The organism is Phytobacter diazotrophicus, assembly GCF_052061655.1.
GTDB classification, from domain to species: Bacteria; Pseudomonadota; Gammaproteobacteria; order Enterobacterales; family Enterobacteriaceae; genus Phytobacter; species Phytobacter diazotrophicus.
Genome location: NZ_CM125428.1, coordinates 565,709 through 579,831, shown reverse-complemented (window position 1 = coordinate 579,831; position 14,123 = coordinate 565,709). Strand labels below are relative to the sequence as shown.

Here is a 14,123-nt window from a genome sequence, read left to right as displayed (position 1 = left end):
GAGTGGGGATATTCCCGGATGGCGCTTCGCTTACCCAGGCTACTCGCACTAGTGTAGCCCGGGTAAGGTACTAACGTCGGTAGATCTCCTCCGTCAGATAATCTGGCCAGTTCTTTTCAAAGAAGATCGTCGAGAGGTCATCAAGTGTACGTAATGGCCGCTGCTCGACAACAAACTCGCCGTTGCGCCATGTCACCTGTATTTGCTCCTGCCGGTGCTCCGCCTTTTCAGAAATGAAACGAAACTCAGACAATACCCCTTCACGTGTTTGCGGTGCGACGTCTCCCTGTGCAGAGCACAACATCCGTGCGCCACGGCTACCGCCACCACGGGCAATATAGCTTTCCAGTGCCACCAGTAACGCTTCCGATGCCAGCGCCATCTGACGCCACTGGAGGCTAAACGCCGTCTGGTTCGGATGGGTTATAGCCACCCCGTTTTGCGCAATACGTTGATTGAGTCGACGGGCCGCCTGAACGGCGTCAGGTACCTGCCCGGCATCACAGACAAACCCGGCACGCTCACTCATGCGCTGCTGGATTTCGTCGCGAATATCTTCAATCCGCAACGCCTGAGGATGGCTGCTGTCACGCTGGATTTGCTGCAAAAGTTCGACCGTTTCACGGGCAAAAAGAGACTCTGATGCGGCCCGTGGCGTCGCCGCGATATGCTTCGCGCAGCGCAGCCCAAAGACCTGTCCGGCATTGAGCGCCGCACCGCCGGGGCGCGTTACCCCGTGCGTGCCCGCCGCTTCGCCAATCGCATAGCAGCCACGTAACGAAGAATGACCCCATGTATCCACCGCAATCCCGCCATTCATATGCTGGTGATTGACGTTAAACGGCAGCGGCTGTGTTGTCAGGTCATGACCATGATGTTTATAAAGCTCAATGGCCAGTGGGTTCATCCGCTGCAGGCGCGCAATCGGTAGCTCCAGACAGGCATCGTTATTGCGCAGATAGTGGTAAACATCCTCGTCCAGATTGCCAAGGGCAAAGGGTTCATCGCCCGGTACTGGCAGTGGATTGCGGTTAAAATCCATATAGATCGTGCGTCCGGCCTGCGACTCATTGTAGATAGCCAAATCCACCAGGCTGGAGCCAAAATCCAGCATTCGCGTGGCGTGAATCGGCCACTGATATCCCTTACGGAAGATATTCGAGGCCAGCTCCCGCGTGGTGCGATAGTAGCGGGCAAGAAAGTTATGCTCCTGACCCTGCGCATCTATCGAGTAGATATAAGGCATGCTCTGCACGTAGGTACCGGAGAGGTTCCAGGGGAACTCATCGCGCCGCGTACCGATACCAAACTGATGTTCCGTCAGGTTGACCGTCGCGATCCCCGCCTCCAGTGCCAGCCCCAGCGAACCAAAACAGCGCTTCGGGTAGACGCTGTCGCGGAACAGTTCACCCGGTCCACCGGCCGCCAGGACTACAGTCGCGCTACGCAGCAGACATAGCCCCCACGGGTTATCCTCTTGCCGTGCGCCTTTCACAATGGCCAGCACTCCGGCGACCCGGCGCTGCTCTCCTTCCCCTTCGGTGAGCAGACGTACGGCTGTCGCGTGATCGACAAACGGCACACCCAGCAGTACCGCCTCTTCCGCCAGCACTTTGACCATCAGGCGGGAAGTACGTGGCCCACAACTGGTTGCCCGGCCCACTTCATCGTGATCGGTCTGATAGCGCAATACGGCGCCGTAGCGGTCCTCAGGTAAGGGAAGCCCCATGCTTTTCAGGCCGATAAATGCCTCCACCGAACCGACCGCTTCAACATACGCCGTATCGGCATCCATCGCCCCACCCGCGCCGATAGCACTGGCGAGGGCTGTAAAATTATCGCCCCGAAAACTGGTCGAGGCGGTATGCAGGGTCTGTTTATCCGATCCGGAGCAGGCCGATGTTCCCCAAAACAAGGTTTGGGTCGCCACCAGAACATCCACTTTGCGGCGACGCAATTCCACCGCCGCACGCAGCCCGGCGGCACCGCTGCCAATCACTAACGCCTCGCTGTGGTAGAGCGGAATACGGTATCCCGCCACGTCCAGCGTCTGTTGCGGCTGCGCCATCGTGACATGGCGCGGCATGGAGACATTCGTAAGCGCTTCCAGGATCGATTGCGGGATCGCTGTGGTCATGTTTTACCTCGTTAAACGCGTGATGACAGCCCGGATATTTCCATCTCTTTCACTGGTCTGGGCGCTTTACGCACCCCCAGCAGCAATACCGAACTGACGACCATCACGCAGGCCGCAACAAACCAGACGGCAGACATGGAATATTTATCCGCGAAATAGCCCGCCAGGACGGGTGAAATCCCACCGGCCGTCATGCCGACATTCATCACAAAGCCAATGGCGGAGCCGCGAAGTTGTGGTGGTACCAGTTCGGCGGTAAATGAGAGGACCAGTGGTGTGATGGGATAACCGAGCAGCCCCAGGAACAACACCAGAATCACCACGGCGAAGACCGGCAGTTGCAGCACCATCGCGGCCATCAGCAGGCTGCTGGCGAGCGTGATGCCAATCAACACCGCACGCTTACGCGAGAAGTTGCCACGGTCACATAAACGCCCAAGCAGGAAGCCCCCCAGCGCCCCGGTCAGCCCCAGCAGGCTGGCAATGGTTCCTGCGGTACTGATTGGCAGTTGTTTTACATTCATCAGGAAGGTCGGTGCCCACAGCAACACAATCCACCAGCCGCTCAGCAGCAGGAAGTAATAGAACGCCATCAGCATGACGGACTGGTTACGAAACAGTTGTTTTAATGGCACTTTTTCTTTTGTCGTAGCGACAACCACTTTTTTCGGCTCGTTTTTCACCATGAAGGCGTACGCCAGCGCTACCAGCAGACCCAGCGCCCCGGCTACATAGAATACGACGCGCCAGCCGTACACCGGGCCGAGCATTGCGCCGAGCCAGGTACCGAAGAAGCCACCAATCGGATAACCCATCCAGTAAAGGGACATCACCGTCGTGCGCTGTTTCTCGGTGGTAACGTTGGCCACTTCCAGCGATGCGGCGGGCCAGAAGACACCCTCGCCGATACCGGTCATCACGCGGTAAAAGATCAGCGACGTCAGGCTACCCGCCACCCCCGTCAGGATCGTCGCGAGCGAGAACATAACTAAACCAAGAATGAGCACCGGTTTGCCGCTGAGTTTGTCGGCGATAATCCCGGAGATAAATAAGAAACCAATAAAGCCATAGAAGAATGAACTCATCAGGATCCCGGACTGCGCTCTACCGAGCCCAAAATCCGTCGCGATAAGTCCAATGGCGGAGGAGACAGTCATACGGTCGACGGAGTACATCATGTAGCCAAGGCCACACAGCACCGACACCAGTATCATCTTTTTTGTATCTGTATTCATAATTCCCTCGACTAACCTGGTAAGACTGACGAGACATCAGATACAGCCAAAATCTGATTAACAATGCGTTAAATGACGCGCTTTGCAGGTAGCGAGCACCGTATCCGGGTCACGTTGCCACCAGTCGTGTTCGGAGAAAATCTCCACTTCATGCGCCCCCTGATACCCCAGCGCCTCCACCGCCTGACGGGCCGCGCGAATGTCGATCACCCCATCCCCCATCATGCCGCGATCGAGCAGCAGATGCTGTGTCGGCACCAGCCAGTCGCAGATGTGAAAACCCAGGATACGTTTCCGTCCGGCGCGTTCGATCTGCTGGAAAAACTTTGGATCCCACCAGGTGTGGTAGAGATCGACAGCCATTCCTAACCCATCATCACCGAGCTCATCACACAGATCGTTGGCCTGCTCAAGGGTGTTTATGCAGGCGCGGTCCGCGGCATACATCGGGTGTAGCGGCTCAATCGCCAGCGGCATTCCCACCTTGCGCGAATACTCCAGCAGGCGGCCCAGACCATCCCGCACCTGGCTACGCGCGCCGGCAATATCTTTCGAATCACCCGGCAGGCCGCCCACCACCAGCACCAGACAGGCGGCATTCACTGCCAGTGCTTCATCTACCGCCCGGCGGTTATCGTCATCCGCCGCACGGCGTGCCGCCTCATCGATGCCGGGAAACATCCCGCCGCGGCAATAACCGCTGACGGTCAGTTCGTTACTGCGGATCATCTGCGCGGTACGTTCTAACCCCAGCGCCTGAACCTGATCGCGCCACGGCGAGATGCCGCGAATGTCATGACGGGCGCAGCCGTCGATGATCTTATCCAGCGTCCACTGCTTACGCACGGTGGCGGTATTCATCGATAAACGACGTGGATCGGGCTGTTGCATACGGCCTCCTTAGCGCACCAGTGACGGAACATCGACCCAGCGGCGTTCTTTCCAGCTTTGCAGCGCCAGTTCAACCAGTTGCACCCCTTTTGCCCCTTCCAGCAGGTTCCAGCGGAAGTCGATTTCACCGTGAACATGGCGCAGGAAGAGCTCCCATTGCACTTTGAAGGCGTTGTCATAGGTGGTGGTATTGGGTACTGGCGCCCAGTCTTCGAAGAAGTCATGTGTCTGGCGAACATCCGGGTTCCAGACAGGTTTCGGGGTGTTCACACGTGATTGCGTGAGACAGTCGGTCAGGCCTGCGACCGCAGAACCGTTCACGCCATCGACCTGGAAAGTCACCAGGTCATCGCGGCGCACCCGGACACACCAGGAGCTGTTGATTTGCACAATTGTGCCATTGTGCAGTTCAAATGTGGCGTAGGCGGCGTCATCAGCGGTGGCTTTGTAGGCGTTCCCCTGCTCATCAAAACGTTCCGGAATATGGGTCGCGCCCAGGCAGCTGATGCTTTTGATTTCGCCAAACAGGTTGTCGACGACATAACGCCAGTGGCAGATCATATCGAGGATAATGCCGCCGCCATCTTCCTGACGGTAGTTCCATGACGGGCGCTGGGTCGGCTGCAAATCACCTTCAAACACCCAGTAACCAAACTCGCCGCGAACCGACAGCACCTGACCGAAGAAGCCCGCCTGATTGAGCATTTGCAGTTTACGCAGCCCCGGCAGCCAAAGTTTGTCCTGTACCACACCGTGGCAAACGCCCTGCTGCTCTGCATAGTGATATAACTCGACGGCTTCTGACAGGCTGACCGCTACCGGTTTCTCGCAGTAAATATGCTTACCGGCGGCAATGGCTTTTTTCAGTAGACCGGGGCGCGCCTGCGTCGTGGCGGCATCAAAGAAGATAGTATCGTTTGGGTTGGCCAGCGCCGCATCCAGATCCGTGCCCCAACGGCTGATACCGGTTTGTTTCGCCAGTGCGGCAATTTTTTCTTCATTACGACCAATCAGGATCGGGTCCGGCATGAGTCTGTCGCCGTTTGCCAGCTCAACGCCGCCCTGTTCACGAATTGCCACGATGGAGCGGATCAGATGCTGATTTTTGCCCATCCGCCCGGTTACGCCATGCATGATGATGCCAACGGAAATTGTCGCCATTGCTGTGCCTCGCGATTAAAAGTGGGATTTGTTCAGGCCGCCGTCGACATCAATAATTTGACCGACAGTGAAAGGTAAGTTGCCGTTTGCCAGCGCATCGACGACTACGGCAATGTCCGTCGGCTGGCCCCAGCGTTTCATCGGCACCAGACCGCCGCCGATCAACTGGTCGTACTTCGGTTTCACACCGCTGGTCATGTCAGTTTCGATGATACCAGGGCGAATTTCATAAACACCGATGCCTTCTTCCGCCAGGCGCAGCGCAAAGAGTTGCGTCACCATGCTGGCGGCTGCTTTCGATACGCAATATTCCCCGCGAGAAATCGATAAGCTGTGGGCGCTACAGGAAGTGATGTTGATAATAGAGCGGTGCTGATTATTGAGCTCACCCTGCGAAAGCATGGCGCGCGCCGCTTTTTGGCAAAAGAAGAACATTGCCCTGGTGTTGACGTCCTGACAGTACTGGTAATTCTCCGGCGTGACCTCAAGCAGATCGCCACGCTGCTTTGCCGCCGTCCCGGCGTTGTTGACAAGGCAGTCCAGTCGCCCCCAGCGTTGCAAAACGGTGTCCAGCATCCCTTGCTGAAGAATTAAATCTGAAACATCACCCGGTAACGCCAGAGCTTCGATGCCAAATTGTTCTAATTCCGCTACCATGGCTTGTTGTCGGGCGCGACCTTCTTCGTTATCGCGTCCGTTGATTGCGACGTGAAACCCGGCTCTGGCAAGCGCCAACGCGCACGCTTTACCAATTCCCCGTGTCGAGCCTGTCACTAATGCTACCGGACGTTGCGAATGGATCATGAGCATACTCCCTGATGAGTGCCAAACATTTCAACTAAACAGTTGAAACTGTAAAAGCAGTATAGAAAGAGAGAAAAATTAAATTCATGATCGACTTCTCAAAATCAACCAACTGGTTGATTTATTTAAAACTACAATTAAAACAATAAATTGAATGGAGGATCTATGAAAGGGGAAGCCAGAACAAAGCGCAGGCATGATCCAGATCTCACAAAAAGCCTGATCCTTGATGCAGCCAAAAAGGAGTTCGCTGAAAAGGGTTTTGACGGGGCGAGGATTGATCAGATCGCCGCGACGGCAAACGTGAACAAGCAGCTGATTTACTATTACTTCGATAACAAAGATACGCTGTTTACCCATGTTTTGCAGGCCGCGTACCAGGATATTCGTACCAAAGAGGCCGCACTGGAACTCGATCATCTGCCTGCCCGCGACGCGGTACTTGAACTGATGGATTTCACCTGGCACTACTACCTTGAGAACCCGGAATTTATCCAGTTACTCAACAGTGAAAACCAGCTCAAGGCGCGTCACCTTAAGGAAGTGGATACGATTGTCCCCATCAACAGTAGCTGGCTTTCGATAACCCAGCGCATTCTTGAACGCGGTCAGCAGGATGGGACGATCCGCCCAGGTATTGATGCGATGCAGCTAAACATCACAATGTCGGCTTTGGGGTTTTTCTATCTGATTAACCAGTCGACGCTGTCGATCATCTATCAGCAGGATCTTAAGCGTCCGGAAGCGCTGGCAACAAGGCGGAAGGTAATGCGCGAAACGATCGCATGTTGGCTGGCGCCGGGGTTGCTGCCGTAAAAAAAGCAGGGTCGATTGACCCTGCCTTTGTGTTACTTCACGACACGCAGCGATGGACGCCCGCCGCGTGGTGGGGGATCATCATCCGGATCGTTATCGTCCGCATGATCGGGTTTGTCGCCATCGATAACCGACATCACCGTCTCGCCATCCGGCAGAGAGGTTTCGTCATCATTCACCGTGACCACGTCTTCATCGTATGCCGTTTCAGGTTCGAACATCGTACCCGCGCCGTTCTCACGTGCGTAGATAGCAAGAACAGCAGCAAGCGGCACAGCAACCTGACGCGGGACGCCACCAAAGCGCGCGTTAAAACGCACTTCATCATTCGCCAGTTCAAGGTTACCCACGGCTCGCGGCGCAATGTTCAACACGATCTGCCCGTCGCGCGCATACTCCATGGGCACGCGCACACCCGGCAACGTTACGTCGACGACCAGATGCGGGGTGAGCTGGTTATCGAGCAACCACTCATAAAAAGCCCGCAACAGGTAAGGACGGCGCGGTGTCAGTTGCGACAAGTCCATTCGATTAACCCCGGCCCAGGCGCATTTCGCGCTCGGCTTCTGTCAGAGACGCGAGGAATGAATCGCGTTCGAAAACACGTGTCATGTAGCCTTTCAGCTCCTTAGAGCCTGCGCCGCTGAGTTCAATACCCAGAATCGGCAAACGCCACAACAACGGCGCGAGGTAGCAATCCACCAGGCTGAATTCATCACTCAGGAAGTACGGCTTCTGGCCGAACACCGGAGCAATCTGCATCAGTTCTTCACGCAGTTGACGGCGGGCGTTATCGGCCTGCGCGCCACTGCTGGACATGATCACTTCCATCAGCGAGTACCAGTCTTTCTCAATGCGATGCATGTAAAGACGGCTTTCACCACGCGCAACCGGATAAACCGGCATCAGCGGCGGATGAGGGAAACGCTCATCCAGGTATTCCATGATAATGCGTGATTCCCACAGAGTGAGTTCACGATCGACAAGAGTCGGTACGCTTTGATTCGGGTTGAGGTCAATCAGATCCTGAGGAGGATTATCCTTTTCCACGTGCTCAATTTCGAAGCTGACACCTTTTTCTGCCAGCACGATACGGACCTGATGGCTATAGATGTCAACAGGACCAGAAAACAGCGTCATTACCGAACGTTTGTTGGCAGCGACAGCCATGAAAACCTCCAGGTATATTCAGTATTTTTACTGCTACCAGTCTTACTTTGACCGGCGAGATGTTGGTAACCCACCCACGCGCACAGTCACTCTCGTTTAAACATCAAACAAAAAATGAACAATCCCAGGCATTTGGGCAGAAAATTGGATGATAGTTTACCAGATTTTGCGGGCTTTGTGGTGAGGGGATTCTGGAAATGCTGAAAAAGAAGAGAGAATCAACTCATTACTGTGGATAACGTGATTTTTATCCATAAAAAAACCCGGTAGAAACCGGGTTTTTCGCCAATCGTTCTGCTTTCGCAGAAAGCAATTAACGTTTGGAGTACTGCGGACGGCGACGTGCTTTACGCAGGCCGACTTTCTTACGTTCAACCTGACGAGCGTCACGAGTGACGAAGCCAGCTTTACGCAGTTCAGAACGCAGGGACTCGTCGTACTCCATCAGAGCGCGGGTGATACCGTGACGGATCGCACCAGCCTGACCAGAGATACCACCACCTTTAACAGTGATGTACAGATCGAGTTTCTCAACCATGTCGACCAGTTCCAGCGGCTGACGAACTACCATGCGGGCAGTTTCACGACCGAAGTACTGTTCCAGAGAACGCTGGTTGATTACGATTTTACCGTTGCCCGGTTTGATGAACACGCGAGCAGCAGAGCTTTTGCGGCGACCAGTGCCGTAGTATTGATTTTCAGCCATTGCCTATAATCCCGATTAGATGTCAAGAACTTGCGGTTGCTGTGCCGCGTGGTTGTGCTCGTTGCCAGCGTAAACTTTCAGTTTACGGTACATAGCACGACCCAGCGGGCCTTTTGGCAGCATGCCTTTAACCGCGATTTCAATCACACGCTCAGGACGGCGGGCAATCATCTCTTCAAAGGTCGCTTCTTTGATACCACCGATGTGGCCAGTGTGGTGGTAGTACATTTTGTCTTCGCGCTTGTTGCCGGTTACAGCAACTTTTTCTGCGTTCAGAACGATGATGTAGTCACCAGTATCAACGTGCGGAGTGTATTCCGCTTTATGCTTACCGCGCAGGCGACGTGCCAGTTCAGTAGCCAGACGGCCCAGAGTTTTACCTGTCGCGTCAACAACATACCAGTCGCGTTGTACGGTTTCTGGTTTAGCTGTAAAAGTTTTCATTAAAAGCTTACCCAAATAATAAGTTACACGTTGGTGAACACCCAAACGTTTAGTCAGTTGAGGTTCACACGACATTGTCCAGCAAACCTACCCCTTCGAATAGCCTATGCCGGCGCAGAGAAAGTTTTGGGAAAAAAACCTTCTTGTAACGTGGGGTCGCAGGATTATAGAGAAGTCGGGGTCAAAGATCGACCCCTATTTGTGATTTGAAGAGGGTTTTTCGGTGTTGGGGTTGTACGGTCTGATGCCCTCACCCCCAGCCCTTTGCCCACAGAGAACCGGGCAGTTATGGCATATGTTGCCGCTTGAGGTACTCCTCGCTCTGCATCTCCTGCAGACGAGACAGACAGCGCTGGAACTCGAACTTCAGTCGCTCGCCCTGATAAATCTCGTACAGCGGAACAGCCGCGCTCACCACCAGCTTCACATGCCGTTCGTAGAATTCATCCACCAGTGCGATAAAACGTCGCGCCTCACTCTCCATTAATGGTGTCATGACCGGGACATCAAATAGCATGACGGTGTGATACAGACGAGAGAGGGCAATATAGTCGTGCTGACTGCGGGCATCCACACACAGCGTGGCGAACGATACCGCCAGCGTCTGATTTTCCACCCCCAGCGTCGCCAGCGGACGGTGATTGACCTCTAATACTGGAGAATGAGTCCGTTTTGCCCCTGCCAGCGCTTGCCAGAGTTTATCCATCTGCTGCTGCGTCTGTTCATTTAATGGCGAAAGCCACAGGTGGGCCTGGGTCAATGTACGCAGACGATAATCCACACCCGCATCGACATTCATCACATCGCAGTACTGTTTGATGGCATCAATGGCCGGTAAAAAACGCGCCCGTTGCAACCCGTTACGATAAAGTTCGTCTGGCGGAATATTCGAAGTGGCGACCAGCGTAATTCCTCTGGCGAAGAGTGCCTTCATTAGCCCGCCGAGCAACATGGCGTCGGTGATATCCGATACGAAAAACTCATCAAAACAGAGTACATCGGTTTCGGCTTTGAAATGGTCGGCGACAATCTCCAGCGGATCGCTATGCCCCTGTAGTTGCGTTAATTCCTCATGCACACGCAGCATAAAACGGTGGAAATGCAGACGCTGTTTCCGTTCCCCTGGCAGGCTTTGAAAAAAGAGGTCCATTAACCAGGTTTTACCGCGCCCAACGCCCCCCCACATATAAAGGCCGCGTACGGGGGTAAGCGTCGTGGGCTCACGCTTACCTAACAATTTGCCAAATTTCGCCATCAGGCCACCGCTTTGCGGGGCGGAATGTTCTTTGGTCACAATTTGCTGGTAAATGAGATCAAGACGGCTAACAGCTTCTTTTTGCACATCATCCGGCTGATGGCTACCCTCGTTGAGGGCATTGAGGTAACGCGATGTCGGGGTAAGGCTCTGCATGGTGTTATCGTTATTCCTTGAAAATCGATCCTGCCCACAGGGTTGGCGAAAAAAAGGTCGTTCTACCCTACGCGATGCCGCGTCGGGATTCCACTTCTGCGCGAATAGCGGTTATAGTGGCATAATCAGGCGCAGGCAAGGAGCTTGCAGCTATTACCCTACGGAACCATAAGACAATGGGAGAAGTACATGACCTGGGAATACGCGCTAATTGGGTTAGTCGTCGGCGTCATCATTGGTGCTGTGGCCATGCGTTTTGGAAACCGGAAATTACGCCAGCAACAGGCAATGCAGTACGAGCTGGAAAAAAATAAAGCAGAACTTGAAGAGTACCGTGAAGAGCTGGTCAATCACTTCGCTCGCAGCGCAGAACTCCTCGACAATATGGCGCATGATTACCGCCAGCTTTATCAGCACATGGCAAAAAGTTCCAGCAGCTTACTGCCGGAAATGTCTGCTGAGGAAAACCCATTCCGTAACCGTCTGGCGGAGTCCGAAGCGGGCAACGATCAGGCACCGGTACAGATTCCTCGTGACTATTCCGAAGGTGCCTCCGGCTTGCTGCGCGGCAACGCAAACCGCAAATAATCACTTTATTACCGCATTTTTAACGGGCGCACAGGTTGCGCCCGTCTTGTCTTTATAATCACAGCTATCATTTAGTCATTAACCTCATTGTTATCCGATTGAAATTTCAATAACATCAAACTGTTTTGCATCGTTTTCCCTTTCACTTCAGGTTACGAGAGCCAGCATCAATGAAGAAACAAACCCAGCTGTTGAGTGCGTTAGCGTTAAGTGTCGGGTTATCTCTCTCGGCACCCATCCAGACTATGGCAGCGATGCCATCGCAGGTTCCAGGCCAGGGAGCGCTTCCCAGCCTCGCGCCAGTGCTGGAGAAAGTTTTACCTGCCGTGGTGAGCGTGCAGGTGGAAGGAACGGCGGTACAAGGACAGAAAGTCCCTGATGAACTGAAAAAATATTTTGGCGATGAGTTGCCCGAACAGCAGCAGGCTCAGCCTTTTGAAGGGTTGGGTTCCGGGGTCATCATTGATGCAGCAAAAGGTTACGTGTTGACGAACAACCACGTCATTAACCAGGCGCAAAAAATCAATGTCCAGCTCAACGATGGTCGCGAGTTCGAGGCCAAACTGATTGGCGGCGACGATCAAAGCGACATTGCGCTGTTGCAGCTACAAAACCCCAGCAACCTCACGCAAATCGCGATCGCCGATTCCGATAAGTTAAGAGTGGGTGACTTTGTCGTTGCCGTGGGGAACCCGTTCGGGCTGGGGCAAACAGCGACATCCGGGATTGTTTCTGCTCTGGGCCGAAGCGGACTTAATCTCGAAGGGCTGGAAAACTTTATCCAGACCGATGCCTCGATTAACCGCGGTAACTCCGGCGGCGCATTGCTGAACCTGAACGGTGAGCTTATTGGCATCAACACAGCAATCCTTGCGCCGAGCGGCGGCAGCGTCGGTATCGGTTTTGCGATTCCGAGTAATATGGCACAGACACTGTCTCGCCAGTTGATTCAGTTCGGCGAAATCAAACGCGGCCTGCTGGGTATTAAAGGGACCGAGATGAGTGCTGATATCGCCAAAGCCTTCAACCTGAATGTGCAGCGTGGCGCCTTTGTCAGCGAAGTATTACCGAACTCCGGCTCAGCGAAAGCAGGCATTAAATCTGGCGACGTGATTGTCAGCCTTAATGACAAGCCGCTGAACAGCTTTGCCGAACTGCGTTCACGCATTGCAACGACGGAACCGGGCGCAAAAGTGAAGTTAGGCATCCTGCGTGACGGCAAACCGCAGGATATTGAAGTCACACTGGATAAGAGCACTTCGTCTTCTGCCAGCGCTGAACTGATCTCCCCGGCGCTGCAGGGCGCCTCGTTGAGTGATGGTCAACTCAAAGACGGTACGAAAGGTATCAATATTGAGAACGTCGAAAAAGGCAGTGCGGCTGCTCAGGCAGGCCTGCATAAAGACGATGTCATTATTGGCATTAACCGTACGCAGGTGCAGTCCATTGCCGAGCTGCGTAAGGTTCTTGAAACCAAACCATCGGTAATTGCTCTGCAAATCATCCGCGGCAATGAAACACTCTATTTATTGCTACGTTAAGCAAATGCGATCCCGGACATCACCGCTGCATGTGATGTCCGGAAAACTCGTGCTATGCTGCTGCGACTCCCTAATGACGACGCCTGCATCATGTTTTTGAAGCTCTTACGCTCGGTTGCAATTGGTTTAATGGTTGGTGGCATTATCCTCGCCGCCCTGCCTTCGCTACGCCAGCATAACCCGCTAACCGCAACGCAATTTGACAGTACCGATGAAACGCCCGCCAGTTACAACCCGGCGGTTCGCCGCGCCGCGCCCGCGGTAGTCTATGTCTATAACCGTAGTATGAATACGTCATCCCATAATCGTCTGGAAATTCGTACCCTGGGTTCCGGTGTAATTATGGATCAGCGTGGTTATATCGTTACGAATAAACATGTTATCAACGATGCGGACCAGATCATCGTTGCCTTGCAGGATGGCCGCGTTTTTGAGGCGCTTCTCGTGGGGTCGGACTCCCTTACCGACCTGGCGGTACTGAAAATTAACGCCACTGGCGGCCTGCCGGTGATTCCGATCAATCCGCGTCGTGTACCGCACATTGGTGATGTGGTATTGGCGATTGGTAACCCCTATAACCTGGGGCAAACCATTACTCAGGGGATCATCAGTGCCACCGGGCGTATTGGCCTGAACCCAACAGGTCGCCAGAATTTCCTGCAAACGGATGCCTCCATCAACCACGGCAACTCCGGCGGCGCGCTGGTGAACTCGCTGGGTGAGTTAATGGGTATCAATACTCTCTCTTTCGACAAGAGCAACGATGGCGAGACACCGGAAGGTATTGGTTTCGCTATCCCCTTCCAGCTCGCGACGAAAATCATGGATAAGTTGATTCGCGATGGTCGGGTGATCCGTGGCTATATCGGTATCGGCGGAAGAGAAATCGCCCCCATGCATACCCAGAACGGCGGTATCGATCAAATTCAGGGAATCGTGGTTAATGAAGTCTCGCCAGATGGTCCGGCAGCCCGGGCAGGCATTCAGGTGAATGATGTTATTGTCAGCGTAAATGGTAAGCCCGCGGTCTCGGCACTGGAAACCATGGACCAGGTCGCGGAAATTCGTCCCGGGTCAGAAATACCGGTTGAAGTGATGCGTGATGACAAGAAACTAAAACTGCAGGTCACAATCCAGGAATATCCAGCGACCAACTAAAAGCGATAAAAAAACCGGAGCCTAATGAACTCCGGTTTTTTTTGCGCGTCTCTGGAGGCAA

The 14,123-nt window shown here is 54.0% G+C and carries 14 protein-coding genes; 4 read left to right on the top strand and 10 right to left on the bottom strand.

Translation table 11 applies throughout. The annotated features are described in order from the left end of the window. Positions 1-70: 70 nt before the first annotated feature. Genes ACS0RQ_RS02825 through ACS0RQ_RS02805 form a run of 5 tightly spaced genes read right to left on the bottom strand, consistent with a single transcriptional unit; the run spans position 71 to position 6,228 of the window. Entirely contained in the window at positions 71-2,137 is a 2,067-nt protein-coding gene (locus ACS0RQ_RS02825) for an FAD-binding protein (RefSeq protein ID WP_271849897.1), read from the bottom strand. Positions 2,138-2,148: 11 nt separating this feature from the next. Next, positions 2,149-3,372 carry an MFS transporter gene (locus tag ACS0RQ_RS02820; protein ID WP_271849896.1) on the bottom strand — a complete coding sequence of 408 codons (1,224 nt, stop codon included), beginning with the start codon at positions 3,370-3,372 and terminating at the stop codon, positions 2,149-2,151. A gap of 57 nt (positions 3,373-3,429) precedes the next feature. Next, positions 3,430-4,263 (bottom strand): sugar phosphate isomerase/epimerase family protein, encoded by an 834-nt coding sequence (locus ACS0RQ_RS02815; RefSeq protein ID WP_271849895.1) that lies wholly within the window; start codon positions 4,261-4,263, stop codon positions 3,430-3,432. Between the two features lie 9 nt (positions 4,264-4,272). After that, on the bottom strand, positions 4,273-5,424 hold the full coding sequence (locus tag ACS0RQ_RS02810; protein WP_271849894.1) for a Gfo/Idh/MocA family protein: 1,152 nt from the start codon (positions 5,422-5,424) through the stop codon (positions 4,273-4,275). 15 nt (positions 5,425-5,439) lie between these two features. Continuing rightward, positions 5,440-6,228 (bottom strand): 3-ketoacyl-ACP reductase, encoded by a 789-nt coding sequence (locus ACS0RQ_RS02805; protein WP_271849893.1) that lies wholly within the window; start codon positions 6,226-6,228, stop codon positions 5,440-5,442. A 165-nt stretch (positions 6,229-6,393) separates the two neighbouring features. Between ACS0RQ_RS02805 and ACS0RQ_RS02800 the strand changes: the two genes are divergently transcribed. Further along, a complete protein-coding gene (locus ACS0RQ_RS02800) occupies positions 6,394-7,044 on the top strand; it encodes a TetR/AcrR family transcriptional regulator (protein WP_079497045.1) in 651 nt (216 codons plus the stop codon). Between the two features lie 32 nt (positions 7,045-7,076). On the opposite strand, the gene sspB is transcribed toward ACS0RQ_RS02800, so the two are convergent. From sspB to zapE, 5 genes are all read right to left on the bottom strand, one after another. Next, positions 7,077-7,571: a ClpXP protease specificity-enhancing factor gene (gene sspB / locus ACS0RQ_RS02795; RefSeq protein WP_222556541.1), complete on the bottom strand. Its 495-nt coding sequence runs from the start codon at positions 7,569-7,571 to the stop codon at positions 7,077-7,079. A 4-nt stretch (positions 7,572-7,575) separates the two neighbouring features. Next, complete coding sequence (sspA, locus tag ACS0RQ_RS02790) at positions 7,576-8,214, bottom strand: stringent starvation protein SspA (protein WP_039077427.1); 639 nt, start codon at positions 8,212-8,214, stop codon at positions 7,576-7,578. Positions 8,215-8,527: 313 nt separating this feature from the next. Continuing rightward, positions 8,528-8,920, bottom strand: coding sequence for a 30S ribosomal protein S9 (gene rpsI, locus ACS0RQ_RS02785; RefSeq protein WP_002437466.1), 393 nt, complete (start codon positions 8,918-8,920; stop codon positions 8,528-8,530). 15 nt (positions 8,921-8,935) lie between these two features. Then, positions 8,936-9,364: a 50S ribosomal protein L13 gene (gene rplM, locus ACS0RQ_RS02780; RefSeq protein ID WP_013364512.1), complete on the bottom strand. Its 429-nt coding sequence runs from the start codon at positions 9,362-9,364 to the stop codon at positions 8,936-8,938. A 286-nt stretch (positions 9,365-9,650) separates the two neighbouring features. Beyond that, positions 9,651-10,775 (bottom strand): cell division protein ZapE, encoded by a 1,125-nt coding sequence (gene zapE / locus ACS0RQ_RS02775; RefSeq protein WP_271849892.1) that lies wholly within the window; start codon positions 10,773-10,775, stop codon positions 9,651-9,653. Between the two features lie 189 nt (positions 10,776-10,964). On the opposite strand from zapE, the gene zapG reads away from it, so the two are divergent. The 3 genes from zapG (at position 10,965) to degS (ending at position 14,062) form a co-directional block, all read left to right on the top strand. Next, positions 10,965-11,363, top strand: coding sequence for a Z-ring associated protein ZapG (gene zapG / locus ACS0RQ_RS02770; protein WP_039077425.1), 399 nt, complete (start codon positions 10,965-10,967; stop codon positions 11,361-11,363). A gap of 170 nt (positions 11,364-11,533) precedes the next feature. Then, the gene (gene degQ / locus ACS0RQ_RS02765; RefSeq protein ID WP_039077424.1) at positions 11,534-12,904 is read left to right on the top strand and encodes a serine endoprotease DegQ; all 1,371 of its coding nucleotides are present in this window, start codon (positions 11,534-11,536) and stop codon (positions 12,902-12,904) included. 90 nt (positions 12,905-12,994) lie between these two features. Beyond that, entirely contained in the window at positions 12,995-14,062 is a 1,068-nt protein-coding gene (gene degS / locus ACS0RQ_RS02760) for an outer membrane-stress sensor serine endopeptidase DegS (protein WP_039077545.1), read from the top strand. The last annotated feature ends 61 nt before the right edge of the window (positions 14,063-14,123 follow it).

Excerpts from the sequence above, each read along its gene's own strand:
- ACS0RQ_RS02825 (WP_271849897.1), bottom strand. The coding sequence starts at position 2,137 with ATGACCACAGCGATCCCGCAATCGATCCTGGAAGCGCTTACGAATGTC.
- ACS0RQ_RS02820 (WP_271849896.1), bottom strand. The coding sequence starts at position 3,372 with ATGAATACAGATACAAAAAAGATGATACTGGTGTCGGTGCTGTGTGGC.
- ACS0RQ_RS02815 (WP_271849895.1), bottom strand. The coding sequence starts at position 4,263 with ATGCAACAGCCCGATCCACGTCGTTTATCGATGAATACCGCCACCGTG.
- ACS0RQ_RS02810 (WP_271849894.1), bottom strand. The coding sequence starts at position 5,424 with ATGGCGACAATTTCCGTTGGCATCATCATGCATGGCGTAACCGGGCGG.
- ACS0RQ_RS02805 (WP_271849893.1), bottom strand. The coding sequence starts at position 6,228 with ATGATCCATTCGCAACGTCCGGTAGCATTAGTGACAGGCTCGACACGG.
- ACS0RQ_RS02800 (WP_079497045.1), top strand. The coding sequence starts at position 6,394 with ATGAAAGGGGAAGCCAGAACAAAGCGCAGGCATGATCCAGATCTCACA.
- sspB (WP_222556541.1), bottom strand. The coding sequence starts at position 7,571 with ATGGACTTGTCGCAACTGACACCGCGCCGTCCTTACCTGTTGCGGGCT.
- sspA (WP_039077427.1), bottom strand. The coding sequence starts at position 8,214 with ATGGCTGTCGCTGCCAACAAACGTTCGGTAATGACGCTGTTTTCTGGT.
- rpsI (WP_002437466.1), bottom strand. The coding sequence starts at position 8,920 with ATGGCTGAAAATCAATACTACGGCACTGGTCGCCGCAAAAGCTCTGCT.
- rplM (WP_013364512.1), bottom strand. The coding sequence starts at position 9,364 with ATGAAAACTTTTACAGCTAAACCAGAAACCGTACAACGCGACTGGTAT.
- zapE (WP_271849892.1), bottom strand. The coding sequence starts at position 10,775 with ATGCAGAGCCTTACCCCGACATCGCGTTACCTCAATGCCCTCAACGAG.
- zapG (WP_039077425.1), top strand. The coding sequence starts at position 10,965 with ATGACCTGGGAATACGCGCTAATTGGGTTAGTCGTCGGCGTCATCATT.
- degQ (WP_039077424.1), top strand. The coding sequence starts at position 11,534 with ATGAAGAAACAAACCCAGCTGTTGAGTGCGTTAGCGTTAAGTGTCGGG.
- degS (WP_039077545.1), top strand. The coding sequence starts at position 12,995 with ATGTTTTTGAAGCTCTTACGCTCGGTTGCAATTGGTTTAATGGTTGGT.